Source organism: Anatilimnocola aggregata (assembly GCF_007747655.1).
Classification (GTDB): Bacteria; Planctomycetota; Planctomycetia; order Pirellulales; family Pirellulaceae; genus Anatilimnocola; species Anatilimnocola aggregata.
The window spans coordinates 6068526-6095101 of sequence record NZ_CP036274.1 but is presented as its reverse complement, the minus strand read 5'-3'; the positions used below and the strand labels follow the sequence as shown (position 1 = coordinate 6095101).

27 protein-coding genes are annotated in these 26576 nt (G+C 57.3%); 15 read left to right on the top strand and 12 right to left on the bottom strand.

Going from position 1 to position 26576, the window contains the following annotated elements:
• Nucleotides 1-56 precede the first annotated feature (56 nt).
• The 4 genes from ETAA8_RS23000 (at nt 57) to ETAA8_RS22985 (ending at nt 4534) form a co-directional block, all read left to right on the top strand.
• Nucleotides 57-1247 (top strand): type IV pilus twitching motility protein PilT, encoded by a 1191-nt coding sequence (locus ETAA8_RS23000; RefSeq protein ID WP_202921210.1) that lies wholly within the window; start codon nt 57-59, stop codon nt 1245-1247.
• Complete coding sequence (locus ETAA8_RS22995; RefSeq protein ID WP_145093904.1) at nt 1247-3067, top strand: ATPase, T2SS/T4P/T4SS family; 1821 nt, start codon at nt 1247-1249, stop codon at nt 3065-3067. The genes ETAA8_RS23000 and ETAA8_RS22995 overlap by 1 nt, the downstream gene beginning before the upstream one ends.
• A gap of 63 nt (nt 3068-3130) precedes the next feature.
• Complete coding sequence (locus ETAA8_RS22990) at nt 3131-3766, top strand: hypothetical protein (protein WP_238397511.1); 636 nt, start codon at nt 3131-3133, stop codon at nt 3764-3766.
• 36 nt (nt 3767-3802) lie between these two features.
• Nucleotides 3803-4534 (top strand): UbiA prenyltransferase family protein, encoded by a 732-nt coding sequence (locus ETAA8_RS22985; protein ID WP_145093898.1) that lies wholly within the window; start codon nt 3803-3805, stop codon nt 4532-4534.
• 13 nt (nt 4535-4547) lie between these two features.
• Here the strand turns inward: ETAA8_RS22985 and ETAA8_RS22980 are convergent, their stop codons facing one another.
• A complete protein-coding gene (locus ETAA8_RS22980) occupies nt 4548-5072 on the bottom strand; it encodes a TspO/MBR family protein (protein WP_238397509.1) in 525 nt (174 codons plus the stop codon).
• Between the two features lie 326 nt (nt 5073-5398).
• Here ETAA8_RS22980 and ETAA8_RS22975 point away from each other — a divergent pair, with 326 nt between their 5' ends.
• The 3 genes from ETAA8_RS22975 to ETAA8_RS22965 are packed head-to-tail and all read left to right on the top strand — an operon-like array spanning nt 5399 to nt 6998.
• Nucleotides 5399-5851 carry a hypothetical protein gene (locus ETAA8_RS22975; RefSeq protein WP_145093892.1) on the top strand — a complete coding sequence of 151 codons (453 nt, stop codon included), beginning with the start codon at nt 5399-5401 and terminating at the stop codon, nt 5849-5851.
• Between the two features lie 5 nt (nt 5852-5856).
• Nucleotides 5857-6297, top strand: a complete 441-nt coding sequence (locus tag ETAA8_RS22970) for a phage holin family protein (protein WP_145093889.1) — start codon at nt 5857-5859, stop codon at nt 6295-6297.
• On the top strand, nt 6276-6998 hold the full coding sequence (locus tag ETAA8_RS22965) for a hypothetical protein (RefSeq protein WP_145093886.1): 723 nt from the start codon (nt 6276-6278) through the stop codon (nt 6996-6998). Before ETAA8_RS22970 ends, ETAA8_RS22965 begins: the two co-directional genes overlap by 22 nt.
• Before the next feature lie 96 nt (nt 6999-7094).
• Here the strand turns inward: ETAA8_RS22965 and ETAA8_RS22960 are convergent, their stop codons facing one another.
• Nucleotides 7095-7538, bottom strand: a complete 444-nt coding sequence (locus ETAA8_RS22960) for a universal stress protein (protein ID WP_145093883.1) — start codon at nt 7536-7538, stop codon at nt 7095-7097.
• 214 nt (nt 7539-7752) lie between these two features.
• On the opposite strand from ETAA8_RS22960, the gene ETAA8_RS22955 reads away from it, so the two are divergent.
• The gene (locus tag ETAA8_RS22955; RefSeq protein WP_145093880.1) at nt 7753-8553 is read left to right on the top strand and encodes a phosphoribosylformylglycinamidine synthase subunit PurQ; all 801 of its coding nucleotides are present in this window, start codon (nt 7753-7755) and stop codon (nt 8551-8553) included.
• 77 nt (nt 8554-8630) lie between these two features.
• Here the strand turns inward: ETAA8_RS22955 and ETAA8_RS22950 are convergent, their stop codons facing one another.
• From ETAA8_RS22950 to floA, 4 genes are all read right to left on the bottom strand, one after another.
• On the bottom strand, nt 8631-9242 hold the full coding sequence (locus tag ETAA8_RS22950) for a glutathione peroxidase (protein ID WP_145093877.1): 612 nt from the start codon (nt 9240-9242) through the stop codon (nt 8631-8633).
• A 130-nt stretch (nt 9243-9372) separates the two neighbouring features.
• A complete protein-coding gene (locus ETAA8_RS22945; RefSeq protein ID WP_145093874.1) occupies nt 9373-9657 on the bottom strand; it encodes a hypothetical protein in 285 nt (94 codons plus the stop codon).
• A 38-nt stretch (nt 9658-9695) separates the two neighbouring features.
• On the bottom strand, nt 9696-11378 hold the full coding sequence (locus tag ETAA8_RS22940) for an SMP-30/gluconolactonase/LRE family protein (RefSeq protein WP_145093871.1): 1683 nt from the start codon (nt 11376-11378) through the stop codon (nt 9696-9698).
• Nucleotides 11379-11415: 37 nt separating this feature from the next.
• Nucleotides 11416-12420 (bottom strand): flotillin-like protein FloA, encoded by a 1005-nt coding sequence (gene floA / locus ETAA8_RS22935; RefSeq protein WP_145093868.1) that lies wholly within the window; start codon nt 12418-12420, stop codon nt 11416-11418.
• A gap of 268 nt (nt 12421-12688) precedes the next feature.
• On the opposite strand from floA, the gene dapA reads away from it, so the two are divergent.
• Both dapA and ETAA8_RS22925 read left to right on the top strand, forming a co-directional pair.
• The gene (dapA, locus tag ETAA8_RS22930; protein WP_145093865.1) at nt 12689-13576 is read left to right on the top strand and encodes a 4-hydroxy-tetrahydrodipicolinate synthase; all 888 of its coding nucleotides are present in this window, start codon (nt 12689-12691) and stop codon (nt 13574-13576) included.
• A gap of 156 nt (nt 13577-13732) precedes the next feature.
• Nucleotides 13733-14689, top strand: coding sequence for a ribose-phosphate diphosphokinase (locus ETAA8_RS22925; RefSeq protein ID WP_145093862.1), 957 nt, complete (start codon nt 13733-13735; stop codon nt 14687-14689).
• Here ETAA8_RS22925 and ETAA8_RS22920 read toward each other — a convergent pair.
• Nucleotides 14658-15887 carry an amidohydrolase family protein gene (locus tag ETAA8_RS22920; protein WP_145093859.1) on the bottom strand — a complete coding sequence of 410 codons (1230 nt, stop codon included), beginning with the start codon at nt 15885-15887 and terminating at the stop codon, nt 14658-14660. The two genes, ETAA8_RS22925 and ETAA8_RS22920, sit on opposite strands and share 32 nt — an antisense overlap.
• A gap of 167 nt (nt 15888-16054) precedes the next feature.
• On the opposite strand from ETAA8_RS22920, the gene ETAA8_RS22915 reads away from it, so the two are divergent.
• Nucleotides 16055-17023 carry a UDP-glucuronic acid decarboxylase family protein gene (locus ETAA8_RS22915; protein WP_145093856.1) on the top strand — a complete coding sequence of 323 codons (969 nt, stop codon included), beginning with the start codon at nt 16055-16057 and terminating at the stop codon, nt 17021-17023.
• A 728-nt stretch (nt 17024-17751) separates the two neighbouring features.
• Nucleotides 17752-18351, top strand: a complete 600-nt coding sequence (locus ETAA8_RS22910) for an HAD family hydrolase (protein WP_145093853.1) — start codon at nt 17752-17754, stop codon at nt 18349-18351.
• A gap of 39 nt (nt 18352-18390) precedes the next feature.
• On the opposite strand, the gene ETAA8_RS22905 is transcribed toward ETAA8_RS22910, so the two are convergent.
• Entirely contained in the window at nt 18391-18807 is a 417-nt protein-coding gene (locus ETAA8_RS22905; protein WP_145093850.1) for an organic hydroperoxide resistance protein, read from the bottom strand.
• 207 nt (nt 18808-19014) lie between these two features.
• Between ETAA8_RS22905 and ETAA8_RS22900 the strand changes: the two genes are divergently transcribed.
• Nucleotides 19015-20007 carry a S1C family serine protease gene (locus ETAA8_RS22900; protein WP_145093847.1) on the top strand — a complete coding sequence of 331 codons (993 nt, stop codon included), beginning with the start codon at nt 19015-19017 and terminating at the stop codon, nt 20005-20007.
• Nucleotides 20008-20088: 81 nt separating this feature from the next.
• On the opposite strand, the gene ETAA8_RS22895 is transcribed toward ETAA8_RS22900, so the two are convergent.
• Nucleotides 20089-20373, bottom strand: a complete 285-nt coding sequence (locus tag ETAA8_RS22895; protein WP_145093844.1) for a hypothetical protein — start codon at nt 20371-20373, stop codon at nt 20089-20091.
• A gap of 27 nt (nt 20374-20400) precedes the next feature.
• Nucleotides 20401-21213 (bottom strand): glucosamine-6-phosphate deaminase, encoded by an 813-nt coding sequence (nagB, locus tag ETAA8_RS22890; RefSeq protein WP_145093841.1) that lies wholly within the window; start codon nt 21211-21213, stop codon nt 20401-20403.
• A 440-nt stretch (nt 21214-21653) separates the two neighbouring features.
• On the opposite strand from nagB, the gene ETAA8_RS22885 reads away from it, so the two are divergent.
• Both ETAA8_RS22885 and ETAA8_RS22880 read left to right on the top strand, forming a co-directional pair.
• Nucleotides 21654-24620, top strand: a complete 2967-nt coding sequence (locus tag ETAA8_RS22885) for a CHAT domain-containing protein (protein WP_202921209.1) — start codon at nt 21654-21656, stop codon at nt 24618-24620.
• A 177-nt stretch (nt 24621-24797) separates the two neighbouring features.
• The gene (locus tag ETAA8_RS22880) at nt 24798-25301 is read left to right on the top strand and encodes a fasciclin domain-containing protein (RefSeq protein ID WP_238397507.1); all 504 of its coding nucleotides are present in this window, start codon (nt 24798-24800) and stop codon (nt 25299-25301) included.
• Nucleotides 25302-25445: 144 nt separating this feature from the next.
• On the opposite strand, the gene mddA is transcribed toward ETAA8_RS22880, so the two are convergent.
• Both mddA and ETAA8_RS34895 read right to left on the bottom strand, forming a co-directional pair.
• The gene (mddA, locus tag ETAA8_RS22875; RefSeq protein WP_145093836.1) at nt 25446-26222 is read right to left on the bottom strand and encodes a methanethiol S-methyltransferase; all 777 of its coding nucleotides are present in this window, start codon (nt 26220-26222) and stop codon (nt 25446-25448) included.
• Nucleotides 26223-26320: 98 nt separating this feature from the next.
• Complete coding sequence (locus ETAA8_RS34895) at nt 26321-26482, bottom strand: hypothetical protein (RefSeq protein WP_202921208.1); 162 nt, start codon at nt 26480-26482, stop codon at nt 26321-26323.
• Between the last annotated feature and the right edge of the window lie 94 nt (nt 26483-26576).

Below are 26576 nucleotides of genomic sequence, written 5' to 3'. Positions count from 1 at the left end.
TCTCCGGCCTCTGTCCTCCGGACATCAGGAATGAACTGAACAAAGAGGAAACGCAAATGAGTCACTCACCATCACCGGCCCCTTCGGGACCACCCGCTGCCGCGCCGTCGATCGAAGACCTGATCAAAAAAATGTCGGTCGAGACGCACGATCTCGAAGTCGACAAGTTTTTCCGCGCGCTGGTGAAGTTCGAAGGCTCGGACTTGCACATGAAAGTCGGTCGGCCGCCGATGATTCGCGTGCGCAACGAACTGCGCCCGCTCAATCATCCGAACATCGAGCGCATCGAGATGGCCAAGCTCCTTGTGCCGATGATGAACGACCGTAATCGCCGCATCTATGACGATGAAGGTGGTGCCGACTTTTCGCACAGCTGCGATGTCGATGGCGTCCGCTGGCGGTTCCGCGTGAACTTGCTGCAACAAAACGGGTGCATGGGTATGGTCGCCCGCCGCATCAGCAACAAGATCCCGAACTTCGAAGGTCTCTACTTGCCCGCCTCGATCGAGCAGTTGTGCTTCTACGATCAAGGGATGGTACTGCTGGCCGGCGTGACGGGTTCTGGCAAGAGTACGACGATTGCCTCGATGCTGGACTTTATCAATCGTCGCGAGCGAGTTCACATCCTCACGCTGGAAGACCCGATCGAATTCATTTTCTCCGAAGACAAAGCACTCATTAACCAGCGCGAAGTCGGCTTTGACGTGAAGGACTTCAAGATCGGCATGAAGCACGCAGTCCGCGAAGATCCAGACATCATGCTGGTGGGCGAAATGCGTGATGAAGAAACGTTCATGACGGCGATTCACGCGGCCGAAACGGGCCACTTGGTATTCGGTACGATCCACGCCAGTTCAGCCCCTTCCACCATTGGTCGTATTCTCGACTTGTTCCCCGAAGCGATGCACAAGGCCATTCGCTCGGCGATCGCGTTCAACATGAAGGGCATCGTTGCGCAAAAACTCCTCAAGTCGATCAAGCCCGGCGTGCCGCGCGTGCCGACTTGCGAAATCATGCTCTTCAACGCGATCATCAAGAAGATCGTGCTTGAGTCGCAGGATAATAAACTGGCCGACGCGATCCGCATTGGCGCTGCCGACGGCATGCAAGATTTCACCATGAGTTTGAAGCAATTGATTGATGACAACTTGATTGACCGCCCGACTGCCTTTGAAGTGGCCCCGAATCCCGACGCCCTGAAGATGGCCCTCAAAGGCATCAACGTTTCGCAGCCTGGAATCATCTAATGTCTCGCATCGTGACGTCCTGCATCGGCGCCGCGCTGATCGTGTTGATCGGCGCTGGCGTTGCCCAGGCCCAATTCATCGAATATATCTCCGGCCTGGAAGATCCACATGCGATGATTCGCGGCCGCGGTTTTTACCTGGCCATCTGGAAGATCGTGTTGCTCCTGCTCGTCTTTTGGATGTGGGTGAAAACAACTGACTGGATCAATCGCGATTCCGGCGAGATTGGCAATAGTATCGGGCTACCCCCCGATCTCTGGAATCCCATCGTCGTCTTCTCGTTCTTGCTGACGTTCGTCATCGCGATGCTGATTCCGATCTATCTCGCGGGCTTTTTTCTCATCCTTATTGCTTATATCGCGCCGCTGGCCACCTACATCGCGCTGCGCAATGGGCGTGTTACCAACGAACGGAAGGTCCTAACCCCCGATCACTTCAAACGTGTGATCGCGAACATTGGCCGCGGTAAAAAGGGCCCCGTCGAAGAGAAGCAGCCTTGGGAACTGGGCCCCGCCGTCGATATGCAAGCGACGGGACCGATTGCCACGGTGAACCAGGCGAACATGATCGAGGCGCGGCAGTCACCCGCCTATGTGCCGGTGAAAAAGATGATCGCCGATGCACTCGAAAACCGAGCTGAAAAAGTCATGCTCGATTTCACGGCCGATGCGGTTGCGCTGCGCTACTATGTCGATGGCGTCTGGCACGCCGGCAACCCGAAGATTCACGAGAAGGAACAGCTCAATCGCCAGTGGGGCGATCAAATGCTGTTCGTGCTGAAGAAGCTCGCGGCGCTTAACCCGGCCGATCGCCGCAGTAAGCAAGAAGGCAAGCTGAAGATTGAATATGCCGGCAACAAGTACGACACAATCTTGATGTCGCAAGGGACGCAAACTGGTGAGCGGGCTGTGATCACCCTCCTGCTCGTTACCAAGCACATTCGCTCGCTCGAAGAGTTGGGAATGCGCGAAAAGCAGCGGGATCAGCTGAAAGAAATCCTGGGAATGGGCAACACCGGTGTTGTCGCATTTTGCGCGATGCCCGGCGATGGTCTCACCGCAACTTGGGTTGCCGCGCTGCGGGCTACCGATCGCTTGCTCCGCGACTTTATCTCGATTGAAGACGCGGGTCAAAAAGAGCCGGAAATTGAAAACGTGAATGCCCAGCGCGTGAACAGCGCCGCCGGCGAAACGATCGAATCGGTGCTCCCCAAAGTCTTGCTGAAAATGCCCGAGGTCCTCTGCGTTCCGAACATCACCAGCGGGGCGGTGCTCGGCGTGCTAACGCAAAAAGCCGAAGACGATGCCAAGCTGGGCATTGTCAGTTTGCGGGCCAAAGAAGCAGCCGATGCGCTGTTGCGTTTGCTCGCTCTGAAGCCGCCGATGCCGCAATTCGCCCAGCAGATGCGAGCGGTAATCAATCAGCGACTGATCCGTAAGCTGTGCGATAGTTGCAAACAGGCGATCCCGCTGACTCCCGAATTGAGCCAACGGTTAGGCATTCCGCCGGGGCGAGTCGATCACATCTATCGCGAGTACCAGCCCCCGACGCCGGAACAACTGGCGACGATGAAGAAGCACGAAATACCGCCCACCTGCCCCAAGTGTCGTGGGCTGGGCTATTTTGGCCGGACGGCCATTTACGAATTCTTGGTGCTCGACGAACGAGTGAAACAAGCGTTGATTCAGCAGCCCAAGTTGGAAGTGATAAAGCAAGTCGCCAGGCAGGCGGGAAATCGGTCGTTGCAAGAAGAAGGAATCGTGCTCATCGCGCTCGGGGTGACTTCACTTCCCGAACTGCAACGAGTCTTGAAGCAGTAGGTGGTGCTCGGCGGTCGTCGATTCAGCAGTGATGGAAGCGGTTTGTGCGGAGGTTTTTGACTTATGCTAATGACCATGTTGCTGGTTTTCATTCTGGTCCTGACTGCAGGCACCTTGTGGTTTCATGGACTGTGGAGCAACGGCATCACGCTCATCAACCTGTTGCTGGCGATGTTGCTGGCCACCAACTTTTATGAGCCCGTCGCGACATTCGCCTATGACATGTCTCCCGCCGCTACCTATTTTTGGGACTTTGTCTCCGTGTGGGTGTTGTTCTTTATTTTCTTCGGTGCTTTTCGTGGCATTACCGATAGCCTCTCAAAGCAGCAAGTCAAATTCATCCTGCCGGTCGAAATGGCGGGACGCACGATTCTGGCCCTGTGGTGCGGCTGGTTGTTGGTCTGCTTTACGACGTTCACTCTGCAGATGGCACCGCTCAACAATCCCGAACCTATGGGCGCTTGGAAAGGTCCAACCGATCGCGTCTTCCTCGGTTTCGCGCCGGATCGGATGTGGCTGGGCTTCATGCAGCAGGAGTCGCGCGGCTACCTGAGTCGCAGCAATTTTTCCGGCGTCGAGAACCCGAAAGATACCCAAGCTCAATTGAACATTGAAGCGTTCGATCCAACGAGCGAGTTCCCCTTCAAATTTCGCTATCGCCGCGTGAAGTACTCAGAACTCGAAGGAATGACTCCGTAGTCAGCAGTGGCCAGGTTTATGCAATCGACTTCCTCCATGGAACGCAGTTCGCCAGCCAATACGATGATGGACCAGAATCACGGCGAACCAGAACTACCGCAATATCGCGCCATCAGCCCGTGGGCCGTGGCGACGCTCATCGCCGGCTTGGCTGCGCCTCTGGCACTAATCGGGCCATTGCTTTGGTGGGTTCCGCTGATTGCCATTCCGCTCGCGCTTCTGGCCTTTCGCCAGTTGCGCACCGGCGATCCGCCTTACATCGGCAAAAATGCCGCCGTCTGCGGCATCTGCCTGGCCGCGCTGTTTGCCGGCTGGGCGGTGGCCCAGCGCTTGAGTCGCGAAGTTCGGTCCACCAGCGAGGCCCAGCGATTCGTCGACGATTGGCTAGAACTACTTCGCCAGGGCAAGATGCACGAAGCGCATCAGGTGGCCACGACGGCGGGCCGGCGCACGGCCATCGGGACCGACCTGGAGAGTTTCTACAAAGTGCAACTTGAAGCGGGCAAAGAATTCGAAGCCTTCCAGCGGAGTCCGATCATCGCGGCCATCGCCAAGAACAGTGACTTGGAACTGGCTTTTGCTGAAATAACAACGCACGCTGTGCAGGGCAACACCGACTACTTTACCCTTCGCTACGAGGTCGTCCGCGGCCATGTTCCCTCGACCAATGGCTCGATCTGGATCTCTGCCAAACGCGAAATTCCCCCGGGTTCGACCCTCGCTGAATGGCAGATCAATTCGTACTCGGCGACCGAAGTGACGGAATAGCTGCAGCGTCAAACTAGCTCCGGTTCAGCCACCAAAAACCGATGTTCAAATAGGTCGCGAAGCTGACCCAGGCGAGATAGGGTACGAAGAGCCAGCCGGCGATTCGATCCAATCGACCGAAGTGCCAGGCGGTGGCCGCAATCATCAGCCAGAGCAGAACGATATCGAACACGGCCCAGCCCGGCTGCTGAGCGCCGAAAAAGATCGCGGACCACGCGGCGTTCAAGAATAACTGAATGAGAAAGAGGCCCCACGTCGTGCCGCGCTGTTGAGGAGAACTGCGATTGGCCGCGCGCCCGGCAGCAATAGCGATCAGGCAATAGAGGAGCGTCCAGACTGGACCAAAGATCCAGTTCGGTGGTGTCAGGGGCGGCCGCGTTAGCGAAGCATACCAGCTGCCCGGCTGAAAAGACGCTCCGAAAGCAGCTGCGGCAAAAGTGACGAGAAAGGCGAAGCCAAAGTTTAGCCAGCTCCAATTGCCAGCCTTGGTTTGGGCCCCGTTCAACAGCTTGTCGGGATGGGAAGTTGCTCGGGACACGACTGTCTCTTCTCTGCTTGTAAGGATTTTTCTCGACCGGATGGCATTATTGGCGGCGGTTGCTGGTCGACCAGTCTGGAGAATCCGCATTCAGGTGCCAACAGGGTAATTCTCGATGTTCCTATTAGTCGTGCAAAATCCAGATTTGTCAGGGAAATTCGAAATTGCAGGATTTGGCCGTGTTTTTCGGGGTTTGGGGGCAAACTAAGGAGGTTGCAGTGCCAAATCGCTCTCAGCCGGGATATTGGCACGCCCATTGCAATCTACAGTTCGCATGCTGATGACCTATCAGCGAGGAGCCACTTAATTCACGCAGGAGATTAGACATGTCCAACGTTGCCAATCCACGGACCAAGAACGAAGAAAATTCAGCTGGCAACCTTGCCACTGCCGCCACTGACATTGCGAATGAAGCTGGCACCTACGTTGCTGACATGAGCAAGAACGTTGCATCGTCGGTCAAGCACGGTGCTGAACAAGCTGCTTCGTACGTCGGGCATCGCGCCGTTGACGCGAAGTCGGCAATCGGCAGTTCGCTGAAGTCGGCTGGCGAAAGCCTCCGCTCGGCCGCGCCACAAGAAGAAGACATGATGCATTCTGCTGCATGTTCGGTGGCCGAAACGCTTGAAAACACAGGCAAGTACATCGAAGAGCAGGGCTTCAGCGGCATGGCCGAAGACATGACGACCATGATCAAGCGGAATCCGATTCCGGCTGTGCTCATCGCCGCTGGCGTCGGGTTTCTACTGGCTAAAGCCTGCACTACGAGCCGGAGCTAACGATCATGGCGACCGACTTCCGATCTGATCGCCCGGCGTCAGCTAATTCGCTGCCAGAGTCAAACTCTGCCCCGAGTATGACGCACTTGGTGAGTGGAATTATCACCGACGCGCAAGATCTGATGAAGCAGCAGTTGGCTTTGTTTCGTACCGAAGTGAAAGAAGACGTACGGAAAACCAAGCAAGCCGTCATCTCGCTGGTCACTGGTCTGGCGCTAGTTTCGGTCGGCGGTACGCTGTTGTCCTTTATGCTGGTTTACGCACTCCAGGCAACGACGGAGTTGCCATTGTGGGGCTGCTTTGGAGCTGTTGGCGGCCTGCTCGCTGCTGGCGGCGGACTCGTCTTCTATGGTGCCCTGCGGAAGTTTAACGAATTCAATCCCCTGCCGGACGAATCTGCCCGAGCGCTGAAGGAGAATGTGCAATGGATCACTCAGCAGAGATGAGCATTCAAGAGACCCTGGCAATTCGCGGCCAGATGGACGAAACTCGCCACGCCTTGACCGAAAAGTTGGGAATGCTTGAGAAGCAGGTCACCGACACGGTTCAGGGTGCAGCCGACACAGTTGAAAACGTTAAGCATGCCGTGGAAGACACGGTGTATAACGTGAAGGCTTCAGTTCGCGAAACAGTCGACGCCGTGGGCGAAGCTTTCAACCTTGCCCATCACGTCGAACGACATCCTTGGCCGATGGTCGCGGGTGCCACTGCGGTCGGCTTTGTCGGCGGCTACATGCTGATGAAAAAGTCGCCCGATGAACTTGCAGATGCGAAGTTTCGTCACCTGTCTGCGTCGCAAGGGAGCATGCCTCAGGGCAGCTACAACGGCGGCAGCAGTTTCGAGCCGTCGCCCGCCAGTCGTCCGTCCAATTATGCTCCCCCGGCGGAACGGGCACCAAAACAGCCATCGCAACTAATGGCTGGCCTAAGTGAGTGGCTCGGACCGGCATCGACCCAGCTACAAGGTTTAGCAGTCGGAACGGCCCTAGGACTGCTGCGAGACATAGTCGTCAAGTCAGTTCCGAAGCAGCTCGAAGGGCAGATGACCGAAATAATCAACGGGCTCACTACGTCGCTCGGTGGCCAGGTGATGAAGGGTTCGATCCTGGGCGAGCAGACGAATCAACAAGAGCAACGCTGGTCCTAACACAGCAAGATCCAGAACAAAATCCGGCCCATTGTGAAAACCTCACGATGGGCCGTGTCATTTCTTGGTGGTGTGCCAAGACGAGCCAATTCTGCTTTATGCCTTCTTCGGTGCAGGGGCTGGTGCCTTGACTGTGACGACAGGACACTTGGCATGCCGCACGATCGATTCGGCAACGCTCCCCATCAAGAGCCTGCCGAGACCGGTTCGTCCATGAGACCCTACGACGATAAAGTCGACCCCTTCTTCTTCAGCTGCTTGTACCACGGATGTTGCCGGGTCGCCCGTTACCAGGCGATAGACAACCGGGATGCTGGGATCGGAAGGCTTGATCTCGTGCAACATGCGCGAGAGTTCGGTTCGATCGGGCTCGACGAGTCCGTAATAAAGTTCGCCGCCGCCATAGGCCATGGGCGGTTCTTCCACATGCAAAATAATCAGCGTGCCGCCGCCGTCGCGGGCGAGCATCGTCGCCATCTTGAGCGCTGCTTCTCCCGCTGTGGAAAAATCGACTGGCAACAAAATCTTTTTGGCTTGCATGGTCCCGCCTCCTGGTTGTGAATCAATCTCTACTCAATTATCGCCCTAATGACTGCCAGGGGAAATAGGCGAAACGGACGAACTGTGCCCGATTGTTACGGTCGCTGCCACCGCCTGCCGCCTACCGAAAACCGGGCTCGCTTGTTACGCTGGCAGTTCAGGTTTTGGCACAAGTCAAGCTGAGCAAAGCAGCGATTTTGATAGGGATGGAGCGATGGCAACTCCGCGCGTGTTGATCTTGCGGGCCCCGGGAAGCAATTGCGACCAGGAAACAGCTTTCGCGTTTGAAACCGCCGGCGCTAAGGCCGAGGTGGTGCATCTCAATCGTCTTCTCGAGCGCCCCGTCCTGGCCGCCGATTTTCAGATCCTCAGCATTCCCGGCGGTTTCAGCTATGGCGACGATATCGCCGCGGGGCGGATCTTCGGCAACCAGATTCGTCATCACTTGCGCGACACGCTGCAGGAATTTCGCGCTGCAGGAAAACTGATCCTGGGAATTTGCAACGGCTTTCAAATCTTGATCAAGTCCGGCATCTTGCTTCCCGATCGCGCGGATGAGCCGCAAGCTACGCTTACTCTCAACGACAGCGGCAAGTTCGAAGATCGTTGGATTTGGCTACGCACCGCCAGCCAGAAATGCGTCTTCTTGCAGGGGATCGAATCGATGTACCTGCCGATCGCACATGCCGAAGGAAAGTTCATCGCCCGCGACGAAGCCACGCTCAATCAGTTGGATTCCGCCGGGCAACTCACGTTGCGATATGACCTGCCTCAAGATGGCTCCGCCCCGGATGCGAAGTTGACGGAAGCAGGGTTGCTCCCCTACCCCCTGAATCCTAATGGCGCGCAGCGCAATGTTGCCGGTTTGTGTGATGACACCGGCCGCGTCTTCGGTTTGATGCCGCACCCCGAACGCCACATCGATCCGACGCATCATCCGCGCTGGACTCGCGAACTGCGCGAACGGGGCGATGGCGTGGCTGTATTCGAGAACGCAGTCCGCTTCTTCGGCTAAAAAAACAGCCCCTCGGTCGGCAAGATAACCGACCGGGGGCTGAAGCGAAGCGATTTATTGTTCGGTGGCTTGACTAATTATTTCTTGGCCAGTTCGGCTTCGATCACCTTCACTACTTCGGCATCGTCGGGTGAAGTGCGGGGAGCAAAGCGGGCGACCACTTCGCCATTGCGACCGATAACGAACTTCTCGAAATTCCAGGTGATGTTTCCCTTACCGGCTGGCTTCGTTTCGGTCGAAGTCAGGCTCTGATAAAACGGGTCGGCTTCCTCGATCACTTTGCCGTCCTTCTTGATCGTGTTGACGTTGAGCTTCGAGAACATATCGAACTTCACGCCGTAATCCTTCGTGCAAAAGGCGGCGATATCAGCCTCTGAACCGGGCTCTTGCTTGCCGAATTGATTGCAAGGGAAACCCATCACGGCCAAGCCCTTGTCGCTGTACTTATCGTGCAGTCCTTGAAGTTGTTCATATTGGTCGGTCAAGCCGCAGCGGCTGGCGACATTAACCACCAGCAGCACTTTTCCCTTGTACTTCGACAGATCGACTTCTTGCCCGGCAATATTTTTCACTTTGTGTTCGAGCACAGCAGGGGCCTTTTCGGCGGTAGGCGCTTTATCGGCGGCGTAAACAGTGCTGATGCACGCTGCAACAACACCGGTAAGGAGCAAGGTATTCCACTTCGACATGATTCATTCTCCTAGGAAGGAAAGGCGGGAGCCAGAAGCCATTTGCTTCGGCTGCGGCAGGCATTCGATAGCTGCCACGTCGATCTACCCTAGCAGTTGGCCGCGCGAGATGCCAGTCTTGGCTGTGAGATTACTTCTGCTTGCGGACCCACACTAAATATTTAGCGACGGCCGGATGACTCGCCAGCAACTCGACCGTGAAATACGACCGGCCCAGCTCGCGCTCGTCCGGAATCAAGTCGTGAATGGCTGCATGGCAATCGCTGCAAAGCTCGATGGTCGACAGCCGTTGCTCGCGCGAGTAACGATTGCGAAACCAGGTGCGACGATGACAGGCTCGTGGTATGAGGTGATGCCGGCTCCCTTTTCCTTTGAGCAGACGGAGGCAAAGTTCACACTCGAAGGATGCGTTCATCGACTCAAAAGTGGTGTGGAGGGCTCAAGTCTCTGCACTCACGGCATCAACTTCACTACGTGTTGACCTTGCACCGGCAGCAAGATGCGAAACAACCCGAACTTGGGATCCTGGCCATTGTTCTTCGGTCCGGTCGAGGCGGTGATATAGAGGTAAGCACCTTCATTTTGGTTCGCGCCGAAGGTGCAATTGGTCGGGTCACCAGGAGTGGCGATAAACGCCAGATGCTCGCCGCTGGACGAGAACACGTAGATTCCTGCTTTTTTGCCGGTGCCAGCCGTGGCGTAGATATTGCCCGCTTTGTCGAGCGTCATGCCATCGATGCCGCGGCCGCTGACGAAATCGAACAGCACCCGTTTGTCGGCGAGCTTGCCATCAGGCTCGACGCTCATCGCCACCAGTTGCACGTTACCCTTGGGATTGTTGTCGGCGATGAAGACCGTCTTACCATCTGCTGAAACCAGAATTCCATTCGGCTTTTGCACTTCGCGAGTGGCCACGCGGACGTTGCTCTTTTTTCCAGCAGTTGGCGCGTCGACGATGAAGACTGCTTCAAAATCCAGATCGCGCGGATCGTCACCGACGTAACGTGGATCGGTGAAATAGGTGCGCCCCTGACCATCAATGGCCAAGTCATTCGGGCTATTGAAACGCTTCCCTTCAAAGTTGTCTGCCAGTGTTTCAATCTTGCCGTCGGTCGCCCCCTGAATGCCCGTGGTGATCGAAATCCGTCGATTGCCGCCAGTGTTGGCTCCTTCGCAGGCAATCAGCCGGCCACTGGCATCGAACAGCAAGCCATTGCTCCGGCCACTGGGTTCGCGAAAGAGCTTCGTTTGTTTGGTCGTCGGGTCGAAGCGAAAAATCTTCGTGCCGATATCCGAAAACAAAATGGAGCCATCGGGCGCGGTCGCTGGACCTTCGGTGAATTCACCCTCGGCCCATAGTTTTTCCAGCTTGGACGTTTCTGGGATAATCGCCCGTTGTTTTACCGGCGCGAAAACGCCTTTCATCGGTTCGGCCACGGCAACGAACTTCGCTGTGGTAATCCCTTCGCCTGCGAGCACACAGCGCAGACCAATGTGCGGGCCGCGCGTTTCTGGGGCAACCTTTTTCACAATTGCCGTTGCCAATTGGTCGGCCGGATCGGTCCAACTACCACCTCGCAGCACGGGCCCAGCTTCGGTGGTACACCATTCCCACAAATAGCCATGCACGTCGTAGAGGCCCCAATCATTCGGCTTCTTGGCGCCGACGACGGGATCGTTGCCCGCGGCATTTCCATGGAACCAGCCAAACTGCCCGAGTTGGCTTTCATCATCGCCAAAGGAGTATTTCGTTTTAGTGCCGGCCGCGGCTGCGTAATTCCATTCGTCAGACGTGGGGAGCCTTATCTCCTGCTTGGGACCGATCAGCTTTCGATTACGGAGTTCCGAAGTAATGCGTTCGCAAAAATGCTTCGCTTCCTGAAAATCGAAACGTTCGCAAGAGTTGCGTTCACCTTTCCATTCGCTGGGATTCTTGCCGAGCGCGACGCCCCAAACGTTTTGGGTCACTTCGTACCGTGAAATGGCAAACGGTTCTTTAACCTTCTCGTCGGCGGGAAACTTTCCTGATCCCGGCGTGATTAGTACAAACTCGTCACGAAAAGTCTCGAGCAACGCCACATCTGCTGGGACAAGTTCGCCCGAGAACGTAGCAGCGAGCAACAGCCAGGCAAGCATGGGAGCATCCTCAGCGGTGGGAGTACTTTATTCTAGATCAGTTCGCCGTCGACAGATTTCCCTTTTGGAATGCCGTGGCCATTGCCAGCGGTACCTGGGCTTCTGCTTCGACGAGTGCCGCCCGATTTTCGGCGACTTTGGCTTTCATTTCCTGCTCGTGGGCTACGGCTTCGCTGCGACGTTGTTCTGCCAAAGCGCGGGCGACGCGTGTATCCGCTTCCGCAGCATCGGCTTGCAAGCGAGCACCGATGTTTTGACCAACGACCACGTGGGCAATGTCGATCGACACGATTTCGAAAGCGGTTTGATTGTCCAGCCCGCGATCGAGCACCGCTTTGGAAATGCGGTTCGGATTGGCGAGCACATCTTTATGGGTAGCTGACGAACCAATCGAGGTGATGATCCCTTCACCGACGCGAGCAATCACAGTGTCTTCCGTTGCACCACCGATCAGGCGGGCAAGATTCGTGCGCACGGTGACGCGGGCCTTTACGCGGAGTTCAATGCCATCTTTGGCGACGGCTGCCAGAGTATCGTTGCCGCTGCGGCGCGGGTCGGGGCAGTCGATGACTTTGGGATGCACGCTCGTGCGGACTGCATCAAGCACATCGCGGCCGGCAAGGTCGATGGCAGCTGCCTGATCGAAATCAAGGGGAATTCCCGCGCGGTGGGCGGCGATGATAGCGTGGATGACGTTCATCACGTTACCGCCTGCCAGATAGTGGGCTTCGACGCGGGCGGTGCTGATGCCTGTGCGGCGGTTGATATCCAACCCGGCTTGGGCGGCCATGATCTTGGCTTGCACGACGATTCGCATATTGACCTGCCGGAACCACATGCCGACCAAGGCGAGCATGCTCACGTCGGCGTCCGACATGTAAGCCTGAAACCAGATCTTGCCGAAGGCGGCGAACGAGATGGCGGCAATGAGCAGAATGAAGCCGGTGACCACGACGATGGCCATGACCGTCCAAAAGAACCAAGCGCCGTCGCCGGCTGGCGGCACACCATCTTGCGCGAGAAGTAGCAGATCAAAAATCATTGAGGCAGGCTCCCAACTTCTTCAGCGGCCAAAACATGCGTTCCGGCAGGGTTCTGTAAGTGCCCCCAGAATAGCCTACGCACCGGGCCGTTGAAAGCCAGCGACAAGGCCCGCACGCTCAGTCTGCCCATTGCGAACTTCCGCCTGCGGGCGCTATCATGATCGTTTGCTCGCGGTACGACCAAAGTGGCCGAACTGGCTTACCAATCAGTCCAACCGACGAGAGCGATTTTTACGAAGCTGGCGATCTTCTAAGGTGGATGTGGTTATGGCGCGGAAAGGTTCGGCGTTTGCAGGTTTGTGGGTTGCGATTACCACCCCTCTTAAGAATGGCCAATTGGACGAAGCCAAGCTCAAGGAGCAGGTCGAGTTTCAAATCGCGGCCGGCACTCACGGGCTCTGCCCGGTTGGCACCACCGGCGAATCCCCCACCCTCTCGCACGAAGAACACGAGCGGGTCATTTCCATCGTCGTGCAAACGGCCCGCGGCCGCTGCAAAGTGATGCCGGGAACCGGTTCCAACAGCACGGCCGAAGCGCTGCGCCTGACCAAGTGGGCCGCCAAGGAAGGTGCTGACGCCGCACTGATGGTAGCTCCCTACTACAACAAGCCGACGCAGGAAGGTTTCTTCCAACATTACAAGGCTGTAGCGGAGCAAGTAGGTATTCCGATTTGCGTCTACAACATTCCGGGCCGCACTGGCAAGAACATTGAGCCTGAAACGTTCGTTCGTCTGGCCACATTGCCGAACATCACCTGTGTGAAAGAAGCCACCGGCTCGCTCGACCAAGCCTCGCAGATTCTCAGCAGCACCGATCTCACGATTCTCAGTGGCGACGACAGCCTGACGCTGCCACTCCTCTCGGTCGGTGGCGAAGGTGTCATCTCCGTGGTCGGCAACATCGTCCCCAAGGATATGCTCGCCCTGCTCAACGCTTATTCCCAGGGCGATACCAAGGGAGCCGAGAAGTGGCACCACAAGCTGTTCCACCTGTGTCGCGACATGCTGGGCCTCTCTACCAATCCAATTCCACTTAAGGCAGCCATGAAGATGCTCGGGCGCGACACGGGCGAATTGCGTTTGCCAATGACGCCCCTCGATGCCGCGGGCGAGACCAAGCTGAAGCAAACCTTGGTCAACTACGGGCTGCTGTAAACCCATTTAGCCCGACGCGTTAGCGAGGGTGAAATGCAATTTCGCGTCTATCTGACATCTCTCGTTCCTTGTCTCTCGATCCATTTAAGAACGCCCTCAACGTCGCAGCGGTTTAATTCACCTCTCCCTCGCTGACGCGTCGGGCTAACCAAAACAATGCGTGAACTGAAGATCTTTTCCGGCCAGGCCAACCGACCTTTGGCCAAGAGCATTTGCAATTTTCTGCATTTGCCGCTGGCCGAAATCACGCTGGGCAAGTTTCCGGACGGCGAAAACTTCTGCAAGATCGAAGAAGACATTCGCGGCCGCGATATCTTTCTGGTGCAGCCCACCTGCCCACCCGTCAACGACAACTTGATGGAACTCCTAATCATGATCGACAGCTGTAAGCGGGCTTCGGCCGAACGCATTACAGCGGTCATTCCTTACTTTGGTTATGCCCGGCAAGACCGCAAAGACGAAGGGCGCGTACCGATCACCGCCAAGCTCGTGGCGAATCTCATCACCCGCGCTGGTGCCGACCGCGTACTGACGATGGACCTCCATTCGCCGCAGATTCAGGGCTTTTTCGATTGCCCGGTCGATAATCTTTACGCCGCACCGGTGCTGCAAGAGTTTGCTTCGTCACTGCCGTTTGGCGAAGGTGAGCGAGTCGTCGTCAGTCCCGATGTGGGCAGCATCAAGCGGGCTCTCGGATATGCGAAGCGGATGGGTGGCAAGTTAGCGATCGTCGATAAGCGCCGCGATAACGCCATGGAGACTCGCCAGGAACACATCATCGGCGGTCCCATTGAGGGAAAGGTCGCATTCATGTTCGACGACATGATCACCACCGGCGGTTCGATCTGCGGTGCTGCCGCCCGCGTACACGAAGCGGGAGCTCGCGAAATCTTCGTGGCGGCTACTCACGGCGTGCTCTGTGGTAAGGCTATCGAAAAGATCAGAGACTCGAAGATCACCACGCTGGCCGTCTGCGATACCGTTCCCGTACCCGCAGAAAAGCGACTGCCGAATTTGCAAGTTCTTTCGGTTGCCCCGCTCTTGGCCGAAGCCATTAAGCGGATTCACCACGACCAATCGATCAGCATCCTGTTCGATAAATCGGATGAGTAATCTGCTCACCGGAGAAGAGCGCTTCGTAGGCATCGCCATGTTCATTCGGCAATTGAATTATCGTTAATTCCGCACGTTTGCCGACCGATAGGGTGCCGTGCTGACTTTGCTTGCCGAGCGCCTCTGCTCCGGCGATCGTTCCCATGGTTAGGATTACCTCAGGCGACACGTTTGCATGCGTCGTCCGTACCTGTTGCAGTTCCTTCCATACCGACAGATCGGGATTGCTCGCCCGCGAATCGGTTCCCACTGCCACTCTCGCTCCCGCATGGAGCATTTGCAGCAGGGGATACGGATCGTGATCGAAATAAGCCTGCGTGCGCGGGCAGTAGACAACCGTTAGCCGCTTGCGATGTTCCGCCACATACGCAATCTCATCCGCCTGCAGATAATTGCCGTGGGCGATCAGGGCATGATGAGCATTGGTGAGCACGCGCAAGTAGTCGAGAGGCCGAGTACCTTTCCGTAAGGACTCGGGATACCAGGCGGCCAGATTGTGCAGCAGTTCGACGAGTGGACCAGTCTGCGCATCCAGCAGTTCCAGTTCCTCCCGCGATTCGGCCAGATGCATCGTCAGCGGAATTTGTCGTTCCCGGGATAGTTCCACTGCACCGGCCAGCAACTCGGGATGAACCGTGTAAGGCGCATGCGGGCTTAACCCTCGCTGCGGATTCCCTTCCCATGTGCCGCGAGTGAATTCCACGGCCAGGTTAAGGAGCGGTGCCACACGCTCCGGATTCAAACTTAGCAACTCCAAAAAAATGACGCCGGCCTGTTCGGTTGGCTGGTTGCGCCAACAGTCAGAAAACAACGGCGTAGCAATTTCGCCAATTGCCGCTGTTGCTGTCGTTCGCACTTCGTTCAACCCCTGCGCGAGCGCCCACTCTTCTTGCCCAAGCACCGCCGGCTGCTCGCGTCGCCAGGCCACCACTTGCTTCAGCCAGGTCGCGAACGAGGTTCCTCGCTGGCCGAACGGCCGATTAAACAGGCTGAACTCCAAATGCGTGTGGGCGTTAATCAGCCCCGGCAACAGCGCGACATTACCCAAGTCAACTACGGCCGCTCCCTCAACCGGCTGCTGGCCCACGCCCACGATCAGCCCATTGGCAACCGTCACCACACCCTGCTCAATCGGCGGTCTTTCCACAGGAAAAACCCAGCGGGCGCGATAAGCAGTCGTAGTGGTCCGCTGGTCCATGAATTCCAATCATTCCTTCTCTGTCATCCGGTTCGCGATGCTCGGCCATCCACTATTCGTTGCAACCGTTATCTTTGCTGTGCGACCACCATCCGCTCGACCGTAACGACGATGACCTATATTACGGCAGGAGTAACCGACTGGGTCATTCGGGTGATCGTCATTCTATGATTAAGCGCATTCTCGTCACTGGTGGGGCTGGGTTTCTCGGTTCGCATTTATGCGAACGGCTGGTGGAACTCGGCCACGATGTCATCTGCCTCGATAACTTCTTTACGAGCCAGAAGAGCAACATCACGCACCTGCTCGGGCGAACCAACTTCGACCTGATCCGGCACGATGTCACCTTGCCGTTCTGGCTCGAGGTCGACGAAATTTACAACCTTGCCTGCCCCGCCGCACCGGGACACTATCAGTTCAATCCCATCAAGACACTGAAGACATCCGTGATGGGGGCGATCAACGTTCTCGGCATGGCTCGACGTTGTCGGGCCAAAGTGCTGCAAGCTTCGACCAGCGAAGTCTATGGCGACCCTGAAGTACATCCCCAGCGCGAAGATTATCGCGGCAGTGTGAACCCCATCGGTCCGCGCGCTTGTTACGACGAAGGCAAACGAGCCGCCGAAGCGCTGTTCATGGACTATCACCGTGTGAACCGCATCAACATTCGCATTGTTCGCATCTTTAACACCTACGGCCCGCGGATGCACCCGTTCGATGGCCGCGTCGTCTCGAACTTCATCCGCCAGGCGCTGCAGGGCGAAGACATTACCCTCTTTGGCAATGGCCAGCAGACCCGCTCGTTCTGCTATCGCGACGACCTGATCGACGGCATGATCCGCATGATGGAAGGCCCCGACGATTTCATCGGCCCGGTCAACCTCGGCAACCCCGACGAGTTCACCGTTCGCGAACTGGCCGAACTGGTGCTGCAACTCACCGGCTCGACTTCCAAAATCATTCACGAACCCCTGCCTGCCGACGATCCAACCCGCCGCCGCCCCGACATCGGGCTGGCCCTCGCCAAACTCGGCTGGCAACCCACCATCAGCCTGCGCGAAGGTCTGCAAAAGACCATCGAATGGTTCCGCAACATCGACCTGACCCACTACCGCCCGCCGACACCGAACTATTAATGCCTCGCCCGCGGGCATTCAAATCGGATTCGGGAAATTGCTCTCACGCGTTCTAAAAAAACGTGAATGTTCAACAATCCGTCTCATTGTTAGTAGCAAATCTTGCGGAAACACGATAGTTACGCTGTTTTCCGCCCAATAATGGCTCCGATTGTTGAACACCCCCTCGATTGCGGTCGGGCTCGCCGAACAATTGTTGTCGGCTATTCAGCCGCGGCGTAGTACCACGAGGTTTATCAACACCCCCCTTTTGCGAGATTGTCAGCAAGCTGTTTCACAGCAATGAATTGCGCCAACTTTCCAATTCCGAATTCATCCTGTTTGTTGAAAAACCCCATGGATGAAACTCTGTGCCGCACGCGCGGCGATTCGTTGCTTGCCACGAATGACAAGAACAGATGCCTCGCGACGACGCGCAACGTTTTTGCCGCGCAGTCACGCCCCTTCCACCAGGTTGCCAAACAGCCAGTTAAGTTATTGCTATGTCGTGACTACTTGTCAATAACATTTGGCTGAAAGTTTTCGTGCTATTTTGGCCCGGGCGAGCCACGCCGCTCAAATCCGGCAACTAGCGTTGCCAGCTGGAGAATCACTGCTCTCCAACAGCGCATTCGGAAAGTTATTCAATTCGCGTTGCATGCGTTGGTTGCACTCAGCCAACAATCTTGCCAGTTGGCTACAATAGATCGCTTACTAAGTGAGAGCATTCTGAGCGAGGATTTTGTGACGTGCCGGCAATTCGTGGTGTGATTTTCGATCTCGATGGCACGCTTGTCGACTCGCGGCTCGATTTCGATCTGATGCGCGAAGAAATGCAGTTACCGCCAGAGATGGCGATTCTCGAAGCGCTCACAAAATTACCCCCAGATCATGCGGCCCGTTGTAAGGAAATTCTCGACCGGCACGAACGCGAGGGTGCAGCCCGCTCTCAGTTGCTGCCCGGCGTCGCGGACCTGCTCCATGCCGTGAAAGTGCGGCAATGGCACCAGGCCATCGTCACCCGCAACAGCCGGCCGGTGACCGAGGCAACCCTGCGCGGGGTGGGACTCCACTTTCCGCAGGTCATCACCCGCGACGATGGTCCCGTGAAACCACATCCGTGGCCCATCGAAAAAATCTGCCGCGAGTGGCAGGTGCACCCCGCAGAAGTTGTGATGATCGGCGACTATCGCTTCGATATTGAGTGCGGCCGTGCCGCCGGCGCGCGAACCGTGTTGCTCACGGGCGAAGTCGATCCGCACACTTACGAAAATCGCGAAGGAGCGGACCTCGTGCTGCGCTCGCTCGCTGAACCCACCTTGCTGCTCGACTGGCTGGAGTCGTTGTAGCTCCAACCTTGTTTCCATTTCCTGCGACCTATTTCGTCATTAGACAAGTGTGATCGCCACATCGATGTTGCCCCGTGTCGCCTTGGAATAGGGGCAGATCTGATGGGCCGCGTCGACGATCGCCTGCGCCACGGCCCGATCTAAGCCTGGCAAACTGACGTTCAAACGAGCGCGAAGTTGATAACCGCCATCGACCAACCCGAGATCGACCTCGGCATCGATGGCCCGCTCAGCTGGCAGGGTTACTTTCAGCTTGCTGGCAGCCACTCCCATTGCCCCGATGAAGCAGGCCGACCAACCAGCCGCAAATAGCTGTTCCGGATTTGTGCCCGTGCCTGCAGCGCCGGGCGACGACAGTGTGACTTCGAGACGTCCGTCCGAACTGCGCGACGCGCCGTCGCGGCCACCGGTCGTGTGTGTCTTGGCGGTGTAGAGGACTTTCTCTAGTTGAGACATGACAGGCTCCTTCGCAAATAACTGACTGAATTCGACACTGGTAACTGTCAGTGATTACCGGTGGCCGCGGCCCATCTTACAAGCAGTTCGCGGAATGTCCCGCTTGCGGCAGTAGCCAACGGGACGCTCTTCTTCCTCATCTCAGTCCAATTTGCCGCAGCATTTACCCGCGCCTATGATTCCTGAGCCTCCTACGAAAGGACTTCCATGTCAGACCGCATTTCCTATCAACAAATATCGGGGCCAAGCAATCCAGGTGACGGACGCGAACGTGCTCCCGGGGCAGTCCCCAGCGAAAGTGACCTGCTCGATGCCTATTCGCAGGCCGTTGTAAACGTGGTCGAGAAAGTCTCGCCAGCTGTCATCAGCGTGACCGGCGAAGGGGGAGGCTCTGGCTCGGGGTTCATCATCAAGGCCGACGGTTATGCGATTACGAACAGCCATGTGGTCGGCGGCCGCCAAAAGTTGATCGCCCAAACCGACGACGGCGACCGCCTCGATGCCAAAGTCGTGGGGGATGATCCGGCGACCGATATCGCCGTGTTGCGACTTGCTGCCAGCGATCTGCCGTCGGCGGAACTGGCCGATTCCGATGCGGTGCGCGTCGGACAACTGGTGATCGCCATGGGGAGTCCCATGGGCCTTCACTCGACTGTCTCCACGGGCATCATCAGTGCCACGGGGCGTACCTTGCGCGGGAACGACGGCCGCTTAATTGAAAGCATTATTCAGCACACCGCGCCGATTAATCCCGGCAATAGTGGCGGGCCACTCGTCGACTCGCGCGGTCGCGTCGTCGGTGTGAACACGGCCATCATTGCCCTCGCACAGGGCCTCGGGTTTGCGGTCTCGGGAAAAACAGCCGAATGGGTCGCGTCGGAAATTCTCGCTTATGGTCGTGTTCGGCGCCGCCAATTAGGTGTGACCGCCGCTGTCGAACGATTGCCCAAGGCGTTGGTTCGCGAGTTCGATTTGCTCTCCGATCAAATCGTCCGCGTGATCGAAGTCATGCCCCGCGGAGTTGCTCAGCGGAGCGGCATTCGCTCGGACGACATCATTGTGGCCATCAATGATCGTCTCGTGACCAGCGTCGACGATATCCATCGTCTGCTGACTTCGATTCCGCACGCAACGTCCCTCGTCATGACCTTGCTGCGTGGACGGACGAAACTTGAAGTGGAAGTTGCCTGGCAGAGTTAACCGGGAAACGGCGGACCTAGGCTGTGCGCGTGCTACCAAGTGGCCGGCTCGGCCAATCATTCCTTATCGACCCTACGCCGATTACCATTCAATTCGTGACAGGCGCGGGATGTCTTCAGGCGATTTACCCGCGAAGAATAGCCCTACGACGGAATGATGGATCTCGGCGCACGTCACCTCCAATGAACAAACAGTACCGTCGGGCTTCAAGATTTTTACTGTCCGTTCCGCAATCGCAGGCAAGTCAGAAACTTCTGCTGGATCCAGAATAGCCAGCAGTCCTTCGCCCCTCGCTGCGAGTTCCGGATGGTTGGCTAACCAGCCATTCGTATAAAAAATCGTGTCGATTACCTTAGCTCCCAACATGCCAGCTGGCCCTCAACTCGATTGCAGTTACTGCACCCCGATGCCCAGCGCGCGAAATTCGCCCGCCTCGAGCAGGCATTGCGCGCGCTCGACTTCCGCGTAGTAGTCGCGGCGGACGAGCAAGCGAGCAGCCGCCTCGTCGAAGACGCCGATCACTTCGCGATGGAGTTGCAGGGCCGAAGCAGTAACTTGGGCGGTGATTGGTCCTTCGACCGTATCGCGCACGGCGATCGCTTTTTGCGGACCGAAGGCCAGGAACAAGCAGCGGCGCGATTCGAGAATGGTGCCGACTCCCATCGTCACGGCCAGACGCGGCACCTTGTCTTCGCCGCCGAAGAAGCGGGCGTTGTCCCGAATCGTCTCGGTGGCCAGCGTCTTCAGGCGCGTGCGACTCCCCAGCGAAGACCCAGGTTCATTGAACGCGATATGCCCATCGGTCCCCACGCCCAGCACTTGCAGATCGATGCCGCCGCATTCTTTGATCAGCTGTTCGTACTGGCGGCAGTGGGTTTCGAAATCGAGGGCGCGGCCGTCGGGGACGTGCGTTTGGGCCGGTGGAATATTGATGTGGTCGAACAGATTCTGCTGCATGAAGTAACGATAGCTCTGCGGATGTGCCGGCCCCAGTCCGACGTATTCATCGAGGTTGAAGGTGCGAACCTGCGAGAAGTCGAGCCCCTCTTCCTTGTGCCGCCGAATCAGCTCGCGGTACATGCTCTGCGGCGTGCTGCCGGTGGCCAGGCCGAGGACGCAGTTGGGCTTCTTTCGAACCAGGTCGGTAACAAAGTTCGCTCCCCGCCGACTCGCACTCTGGGCATCGGACTCGATAATGACGCGCACTGTCTCGCTCCTGAAAGTCTTCGCCGTCGGCCCTGCGCCGATGAACCACTGCTGGCCTGATGGTAAACGGTGACGGGGAGCGTGAGGAGGGGAAGTCAAGTTCGAAGTTCAAGGTTCAAAATTGGCGCAACTGGTGAAATCGGCAAAATCAACATGTTTCGGGTCTTGACCGCTGCGCACTCAAAACCGGGGAGTTTAAGGCCTGAAACTTAGAACTTTGAGCCCCTAAACCCTCTGCCGCGCCTGTGAAGTTTGCGAGCAAGTTGTCCTTTCGCTAGGCTGGCAACGTACAATCAAAGACGGGCTTTTCGATAGGCGGAAGAGGGAGATAACGGGCAATGAGTTCCATCAGGCCAATCAACCGGGCACGAGCCATCCTTGATTTGTTCCGGCTCGAAATCTCTTCCCGTTCTTGCGCCCGGTCCGCCGTTGGCTTCGCAGTGACCCTGCTTATCCTGACCGCTGGTTTCTTTGCGCCCCGTTCGTTGCACGCCCAAGGGACGGGAAATCGAACGTTGCCGGGCGATGTTTACTTCGCCATGTTCGGGCCGTATTACGACGGTGACTATGCCTCGTGCGTTCGCGGTTTTCGCGATTCGGCCCGTGGCGGATTGGTGAGCATTGAAGGTCGCTGGGTCGATGCGATTTGTTATCACACGATGATGGGCGAATCGTACAACCAGATGGGCGATCTGACGAACGCGCTCGATCAGTACACTTCGGCATGCAAGCTGTTCCTCGCTCATCGCGATTGGCTGCTGCGGGTCGAGTTTCCTCCGAATATCGATGCCGAGAATAATCCGCGCGTGGCCATTACGTGGGGAGCCCCCACAAGGCCGCTGAAGATAGGCCGCTTTCCCGAAAAGTTCCAGGTGCTGTTTGGCCGGATCGATAATCAGCAAGCGGCCAATCAAGGCGGTGTGATTGCGCCTCCTTCGTTGCGGCCGGTGAATGTGCTGGAAATTGCCCGCTGCATTGCTGTCTCCATTCGTCGCCGTGGCGAATTGATGGGACCGACCTGCGAACACGATCCTCTCACTGGACAGCTGGTCGATGCGCTGGCGCGGCGTCCTGGTCCGCCAAATCACTGGGCGCAGTGCCTGGTCGAAATTCAATACGGCCTGGCTCTCGCTAGTGCCAACAAATCGGTGCAGGCCATTTCGGAATTGCAGCGCGGCTTGCTCGCCGGCGGCGTCCTCGATCATCCGCTCACGTCTCTCGCTCTGCTTGAACTCGGACGGATTGCCTTCGACCAAGAGAAGTACGACGTCGCCCTGACTTACTTTATGGAAGCGACTTACTCGGCTGCCTGGTTTGATCGCTTCGACGTCATGGAAGAAGCCTTTCGTCAGGCGCAAATGACGCACATCATTTCTGGCCAGCCCGGCGTCTTCGCGCCGGCTGTTCCCGCCTCGGCCTGGGCCAAGTCAAAACGCCTGCGGACGATGAACGTTACGCTGCTGACCGGTCTTGCCGAGAATCTGTTCGTCACCGGCGATCTGAACAATGCCAGCGCGACTATTGGCCAGGCCCGCTCGAACCTCGGTCGCGGCGAAGCGCTGCAGGGGACGATGGGTTGCCGAATCAACTATCAGGCCGCTCGCATTCAACTGGCTCAAGGTAATAACTTGGGTGGTGGCACGTCGCTCGTCGCGGCCCTCGGCTATCAGCGCAAAGCGTCGCCCGGGCTGTTTCAAATCGCCCTGGCCGACGCCATGTTCACCTCCGGTGGAGTCACTGAACGGCTGGCGGATTTGCTCTATGCGAATGTGCTGCGTGAGCCGCGACCGCGCGATTGGCAACTTGATCCTTTGGAGGTCATTGCCATTCAGTCGACCCCCCATCCCATTCCGATGGAGCATTGGTTCGAATTGGCGCTATCGCGTAAAGAACTCGAAAAAGCCCTGGAAATTGCCGACCGGATTCGGCGGCATCGGTTTCACTCCGTGGTACCTCTCGGTGGTCGACTGCTTGCCCTGCGCTGGGTACTGCAAGCGCCCAAAGAGTTGCTCGATGAATCGGCGCAATTACAGCGGCAAGACTTGCTGAATCGCTTTGCCGCTTACGATGCCCTCAATCAACAGGCCACTGCGGCCCGCACGGCACTCGAGCAATTGCCGCTGTTGCCACCGGACGATGCGGACCAAAAAAAGCAGCTCGAGCTATTTAATCAATTAGGACAGGTCAGCACTGGGCAAGAGCACCTGCTCAATCAAATTGCCCTGTCCCGCGCGGCCGCCGATCAACCGTTTCCGCCCTTGCGCGCGGTGAAGGATACGCAGAAGGACCTTCCGCCGGGCAGCCTGGTGCTGGCGTTCTTTCAAACCAGTCGCAACTTGCATGGATTCGCGTTTACGAACGAGCAGTATGCCTACTTTACGCTCGAATCGCCGGCCAAACTGAAGGCCGAAATGATGGACCTATTTAAAAAGCTTTCGCTGTACGATCGCAATGCAGCGGTACCGGTTGAAGATCTCGCCTCCGATGCTTGGAAGACGCCAGCTGCAGCGATCTTGAAAAAACTCAGCAACGGCGCGGGGGCCGAAGATTGGGCCAAGTACAAAGAGCTGATCATCGTCCCTGATAGTTTTCTGTGGTACGTCCCCTTCGAAGCGCTGCCGTTGCCGGGAAGTGAAACCGGTGCCTCGCTCATTTCGCATTTGAACATTCGCTATGCGCCGACGATGTCGTTGGTGCTCGGCGACAGACGCGGCCAGAAGCCACTTTCAAAAACTGCGATCGTTGCCGGCAAGATCTTACCGCGCGAAGACGAGCGAATTGCCGCAGCCGTGGCGGAACAACTGGCCACAGCCCTTCCTGGCTCGACGGTCCTAACCGGCAACACTGTGGCTCCGGGCAGCCTGTTGGGGACGCAGTTCGATCGGCTGGTCATGCTCACCGACATGGAAGAAACCGACAAGCTGCCGTTCGGCTGGTCGCCGCTGCAACTCGACCGCGGCAAACCGGGGGCGAATCTTAGCGATTGGATGACGCTTCCCTGGGGCTGTCCCGAACAGCTCGTTTTTCCGACCTTTCATTCACCGGCCGAATATGGTTTGAAGAGAGGTGGCAACGGCGACGAAATGTTCCTGACGATCTGCGGGCTGATGGCCTCTGGTAGTCGCTCGATGCTTCTCTCGCGCTGGCGCGTCGGCGGCCGCAGCACAGCGGACTTCGTCCGAGAGTACTCGCAGGAGCTGCCGCATCTGCCTGCTGCCGATGCGCATCGCCGCGCAATCACGCTCTTGCGCGGTACGTCGCTCGATCCGCGCGAAGAGGGCCGCCTGCGAGCGCCAGCCACGCTCGAAGAATTCAAACCCGAGCATCCTTTCTTCTGGGCTGGCTACATGCTTGTCGATAGCAGTGCCTACGTGCCACGCGAAAAAGCGAAGCCCGCAGCCGAATAAGCGCGCCGCACCATCTTTTGCTGAAAATTCGACCCAGGGGGCTAGCCGGGCTCCCTATCATCCTCATGAACGAAGTGGACGAATCTTCGTCCGCCGCTTCGCGGAATTCATTGGGCTGGCGAGTCGTCAGTCACTGCGATGTCGCGCGCGGACGAAGCACTTCCAGGAGTTAGTCTGATGCATCGCACAGGAATGTTCGCAGGTCTCTTTTCGCTCGCACTTTTGGCCACAGCAACGTTGGCCACCGCTGCCGAACCGACGGCTGCCGCACAGAAGGACATCGTCGATACGGCAGTCGCAGCTGGTTCCTTTAAGACGCTGGCCGCGGCGCTGAAGGCCGGCGGCCTGATCGACACGCTGAAGGGTTCGGGCCCATTCACCGTGTTCGCCCCAACCGATGAAGCCTTCGCCAAGTTGCCGAAGGGAACGGTTGAATCGCTGCTGAAGCCCGAGAACAAAGACAAGCTCGTCGCGATTCTCACTTATCACGTGGTCCCCGGCAAAGTGATGGCAGCCGATGTCGTTAAGGTGAAAGAAGCCAAGACCGTGCAAGGTCAGGCTGTGATGGTTAATGCCGCGAACGGTGTGAAGATTAACGACGCCACCGTGGTCAAGGCCGACATCGCCTGCAGCAACGGCGTGATCCACGTGGTCGACACCGTGCTGATGCCCAAGCAGTAGTTCTCGATCATCTCGCTTCACGGGGGTGAAGTGCGTTTGATTTTTGCAACCGAACACGCAGGGATTGCGTGATTGGTTTTTACGTAGGACAGGCATCTTGCCTGTCATCTTTTACTGTTATGTTTCTTTCATAACAATTCCGGCCTATTCCGTCACAGCTTTTTCCGTGCGAGATGAATTCGTTCGCAGTGCTGGCACCAGCATCGGTGTGCTTCTCCGATACTCGGCATACCTTTCGCCAAAGTGGGCAATCAGGTCGCGTTCTTCAAAGATCACGGCAATAAAGATGTAAGCAGTTGTTCCCAGCGCGAAAAACAAGTGCGAATAGGTCATGGTCGGAGCAGCCCAAAAGGTGAGGAGCCAGCCGACGTAGAGTGGATGACGAATGAAGCGATAAGGACCAGGAGTGGCGAAGGGCAGGTGGGTGTAGGGAAGGCCCTGATAGTAGAGCCAAACTTGCCGCAGGCCGAACAGATCGAAGTGGTTGATAAAAAAGCTGCTGGCCACGATGGTCAGCCAGCCGGCGAAGTATAAGGCATAGATCGCGGCGCGCAGGGCGGGCGAGTTGACTTGCCAAACGATTCCACCGATTGGCTGCCAGAGCCACACGACCAGCCCCAAGGCAATGCACGAGAACAAGACATAAGTGCTTCGTTCCACGGGCTCGGGAATGAGCTTCGTCCAGCGGCGTTTGAACCAGGGACGGGCCATCACGCTGTGCTGCACGGCGAACATGGTTAGCAGTAGAGCGTTCACTGCGAGCGCAGCAGGCCACCATCCGCGGGCTGGGCTATCGATAGAACTGCCGAACGCGGAGTCTGCCGGCAAAAAATTGCCCAGAAAGGCCAGGGCCCAAATCGAAACGACGCCGAACAGGGCATAACAGGCCAGGCCATAGATCAGGGCAGCATAGCGGGACATTGCCAGCACTCCGGGAATTGCGAGGAAGGGATATCCTTTCCAGTCGCAATTCCGCCGCAAATGTTACCGACAATTACCCGCTGACTGGTCGCCGGGTATTACTTCTTCTTGCTCTTCTTGGCCGGGGTGGCCTTCTTCGAGGCCGACTTCTTCGCAGGGGCTTCTTGCTTCTTGCCGGCAGCGGCTGCCTTCTTACCGCCAAAAGCGGCATCCCAACCTTGAGCCAGCTTGGGGTTCGATCCGAGGCGCGTAATGGTCACGTGTCACAATCCTTGGCCAATGGGCGAGAAATCGGTGGTAACGATTGCATCGGTGCTGCGGGCAGCTCGCCCAACGACTGCTGGCAGCAGATGC

Bases quoted from the DNA above. Each gene is read 5' to 3' on its own strand.
- ETAA8_RS23000 (WP_202921210.1), top strand. From the start codon at position 57: ATGAGTCACTCACCATCACCGGCCCCTTCGGGACCACCCGCTGCCGCG.
- ETAA8_RS22995 (WP_145093904.1), top strand. From the start codon at position 1,247: ATGTCTCGCATCGTGACGTCCTGCATCGGCGCCGCGCTGATCGTGTTG.
- ETAA8_RS22990 (WP_238397511.1), top strand. From the start codon at position 3,131: ATGCTAATGACCATGTTGCTGGTTTTCATTCTGGTCCTGACTGCAGGC.
- ETAA8_RS22985 (WP_145093898.1), top strand. From the start codon at position 3,803: ATGGAACGCAGTTCGCCAGCCAATACGATGATGGACCAGAATCACGGC.
- ETAA8_RS22975 (WP_145093892.1), top strand. From the start codon at position 5,399: ATGTCCAACGTTGCCAATCCACGGACCAAGAACGAAGAAAATTCAGCT.
- ETAA8_RS22970 (WP_145093889.1), top strand. From the start codon at position 5,857: ATGGCGACCGACTTCCGATCTGATCGCCCGGCGTCAGCTAATTCGCTG.
- ETAA8_RS22965 (WP_145093886.1), top strand. From the start codon at position 6,276: ATGGATCACTCAGCAGAGATGAGCATTCAAGAGACCCTGGCAATTCGC.
- ETAA8_RS22960 (WP_145093883.1), bottom strand. From the start codon at position 7,538: ATGCAAGCCAAAAAGATTTTGTTGCCAGTCGATTTTTCCACAGCGGGA.
- ETAA8_RS22955 (WP_145093880.1), top strand. From the start codon at position 7,753: ATGGCAACTCCGCGCGTGTTGATCTTGCGGGCCCCGGGAAGCAATTGC.
- ETAA8_RS22950 (WP_145093877.1), bottom strand. From the start codon at position 9,242: ATGTCGAAGTGGAATACCTTGCTCCTTACCGGTGTTGTTGCAGCGTGC.
- ETAA8_RS22945 (WP_145093874.1), bottom strand. From the start codon at position 9,657: ATGAACGCATCCTTCGAGTGTGAACTTTGCCTCCGTCTGCTCAAAGGA.
- ETAA8_RS22940 (WP_145093871.1), bottom strand. From the start codon at position 11,378: ATGCTTGCCTGGCTGTTGCTCGCTGCTACGTTCTCGGGCGAACTTGTC.
- floA (WP_145093868.1), bottom strand. From the start codon at position 12,420: ATGATTTTTGATCTGCTACTTCTCGCGCAAGATGGTGTGCCGCCAGCC.
- dapA (WP_145093865.1), top strand. From the start codon at position 12,689: ATGGCGCGGAAAGGTTCGGCGTTTGCAGGTTTGTGGGTTGCGATTACC.
- ETAA8_RS22925 (WP_145093862.1), top strand. From the start codon at position 13,733: ATGCGTGAACTGAAGATCTTTTCCGGCCAGGCCAACCGACCTTTGGCC.
- ETAA8_RS22920 (WP_145093859.1), bottom strand. From the start codon at position 15,887: ATGGACCAGCGGACCACTACGACTGCTTATCGCGCCCGCTGGGTTTTT.
- ETAA8_RS22915 (WP_145093856.1), top strand. From the start codon at position 16,055: ATGATTAAGCGCATTCTCGTCACTGGTGGGGCTGGGTTTCTCGGTTCG.
- ETAA8_RS22905 (WP_145093850.1), bottom strand. From the start codon at position 18,807: ATGTCTCAACTAGAGAAAGTCCTCTACACCGCCAAGACACACACGACC.
- ETAA8_RS22900 (WP_145093847.1), top strand. From the start codon at position 19,015: ATGTCAGACCGCATTTCCTATCAACAAATATCGGGGCCAAGCAATCCA.
- ETAA8_RS22895 (WP_145093844.1), bottom strand. From the start codon at position 20,373: ATGTTGGGAGCTAAGGTAATCGACACGATTTTTTATACGAATGGCTGG.
- ETAA8_RS22880 (WP_238397507.1), top strand. From the start codon at position 24,798: ATGCATCGCACAGGAATGTTCGCAGGTCTCTTTTCGCTCGCACTTTTG.
- mddA (WP_145093836.1), bottom strand. From the start codon at position 26,222: ATGTCCCGCTATGCTGCCCTGATCTATGGCCTGGCCTGTTATGCCCTG.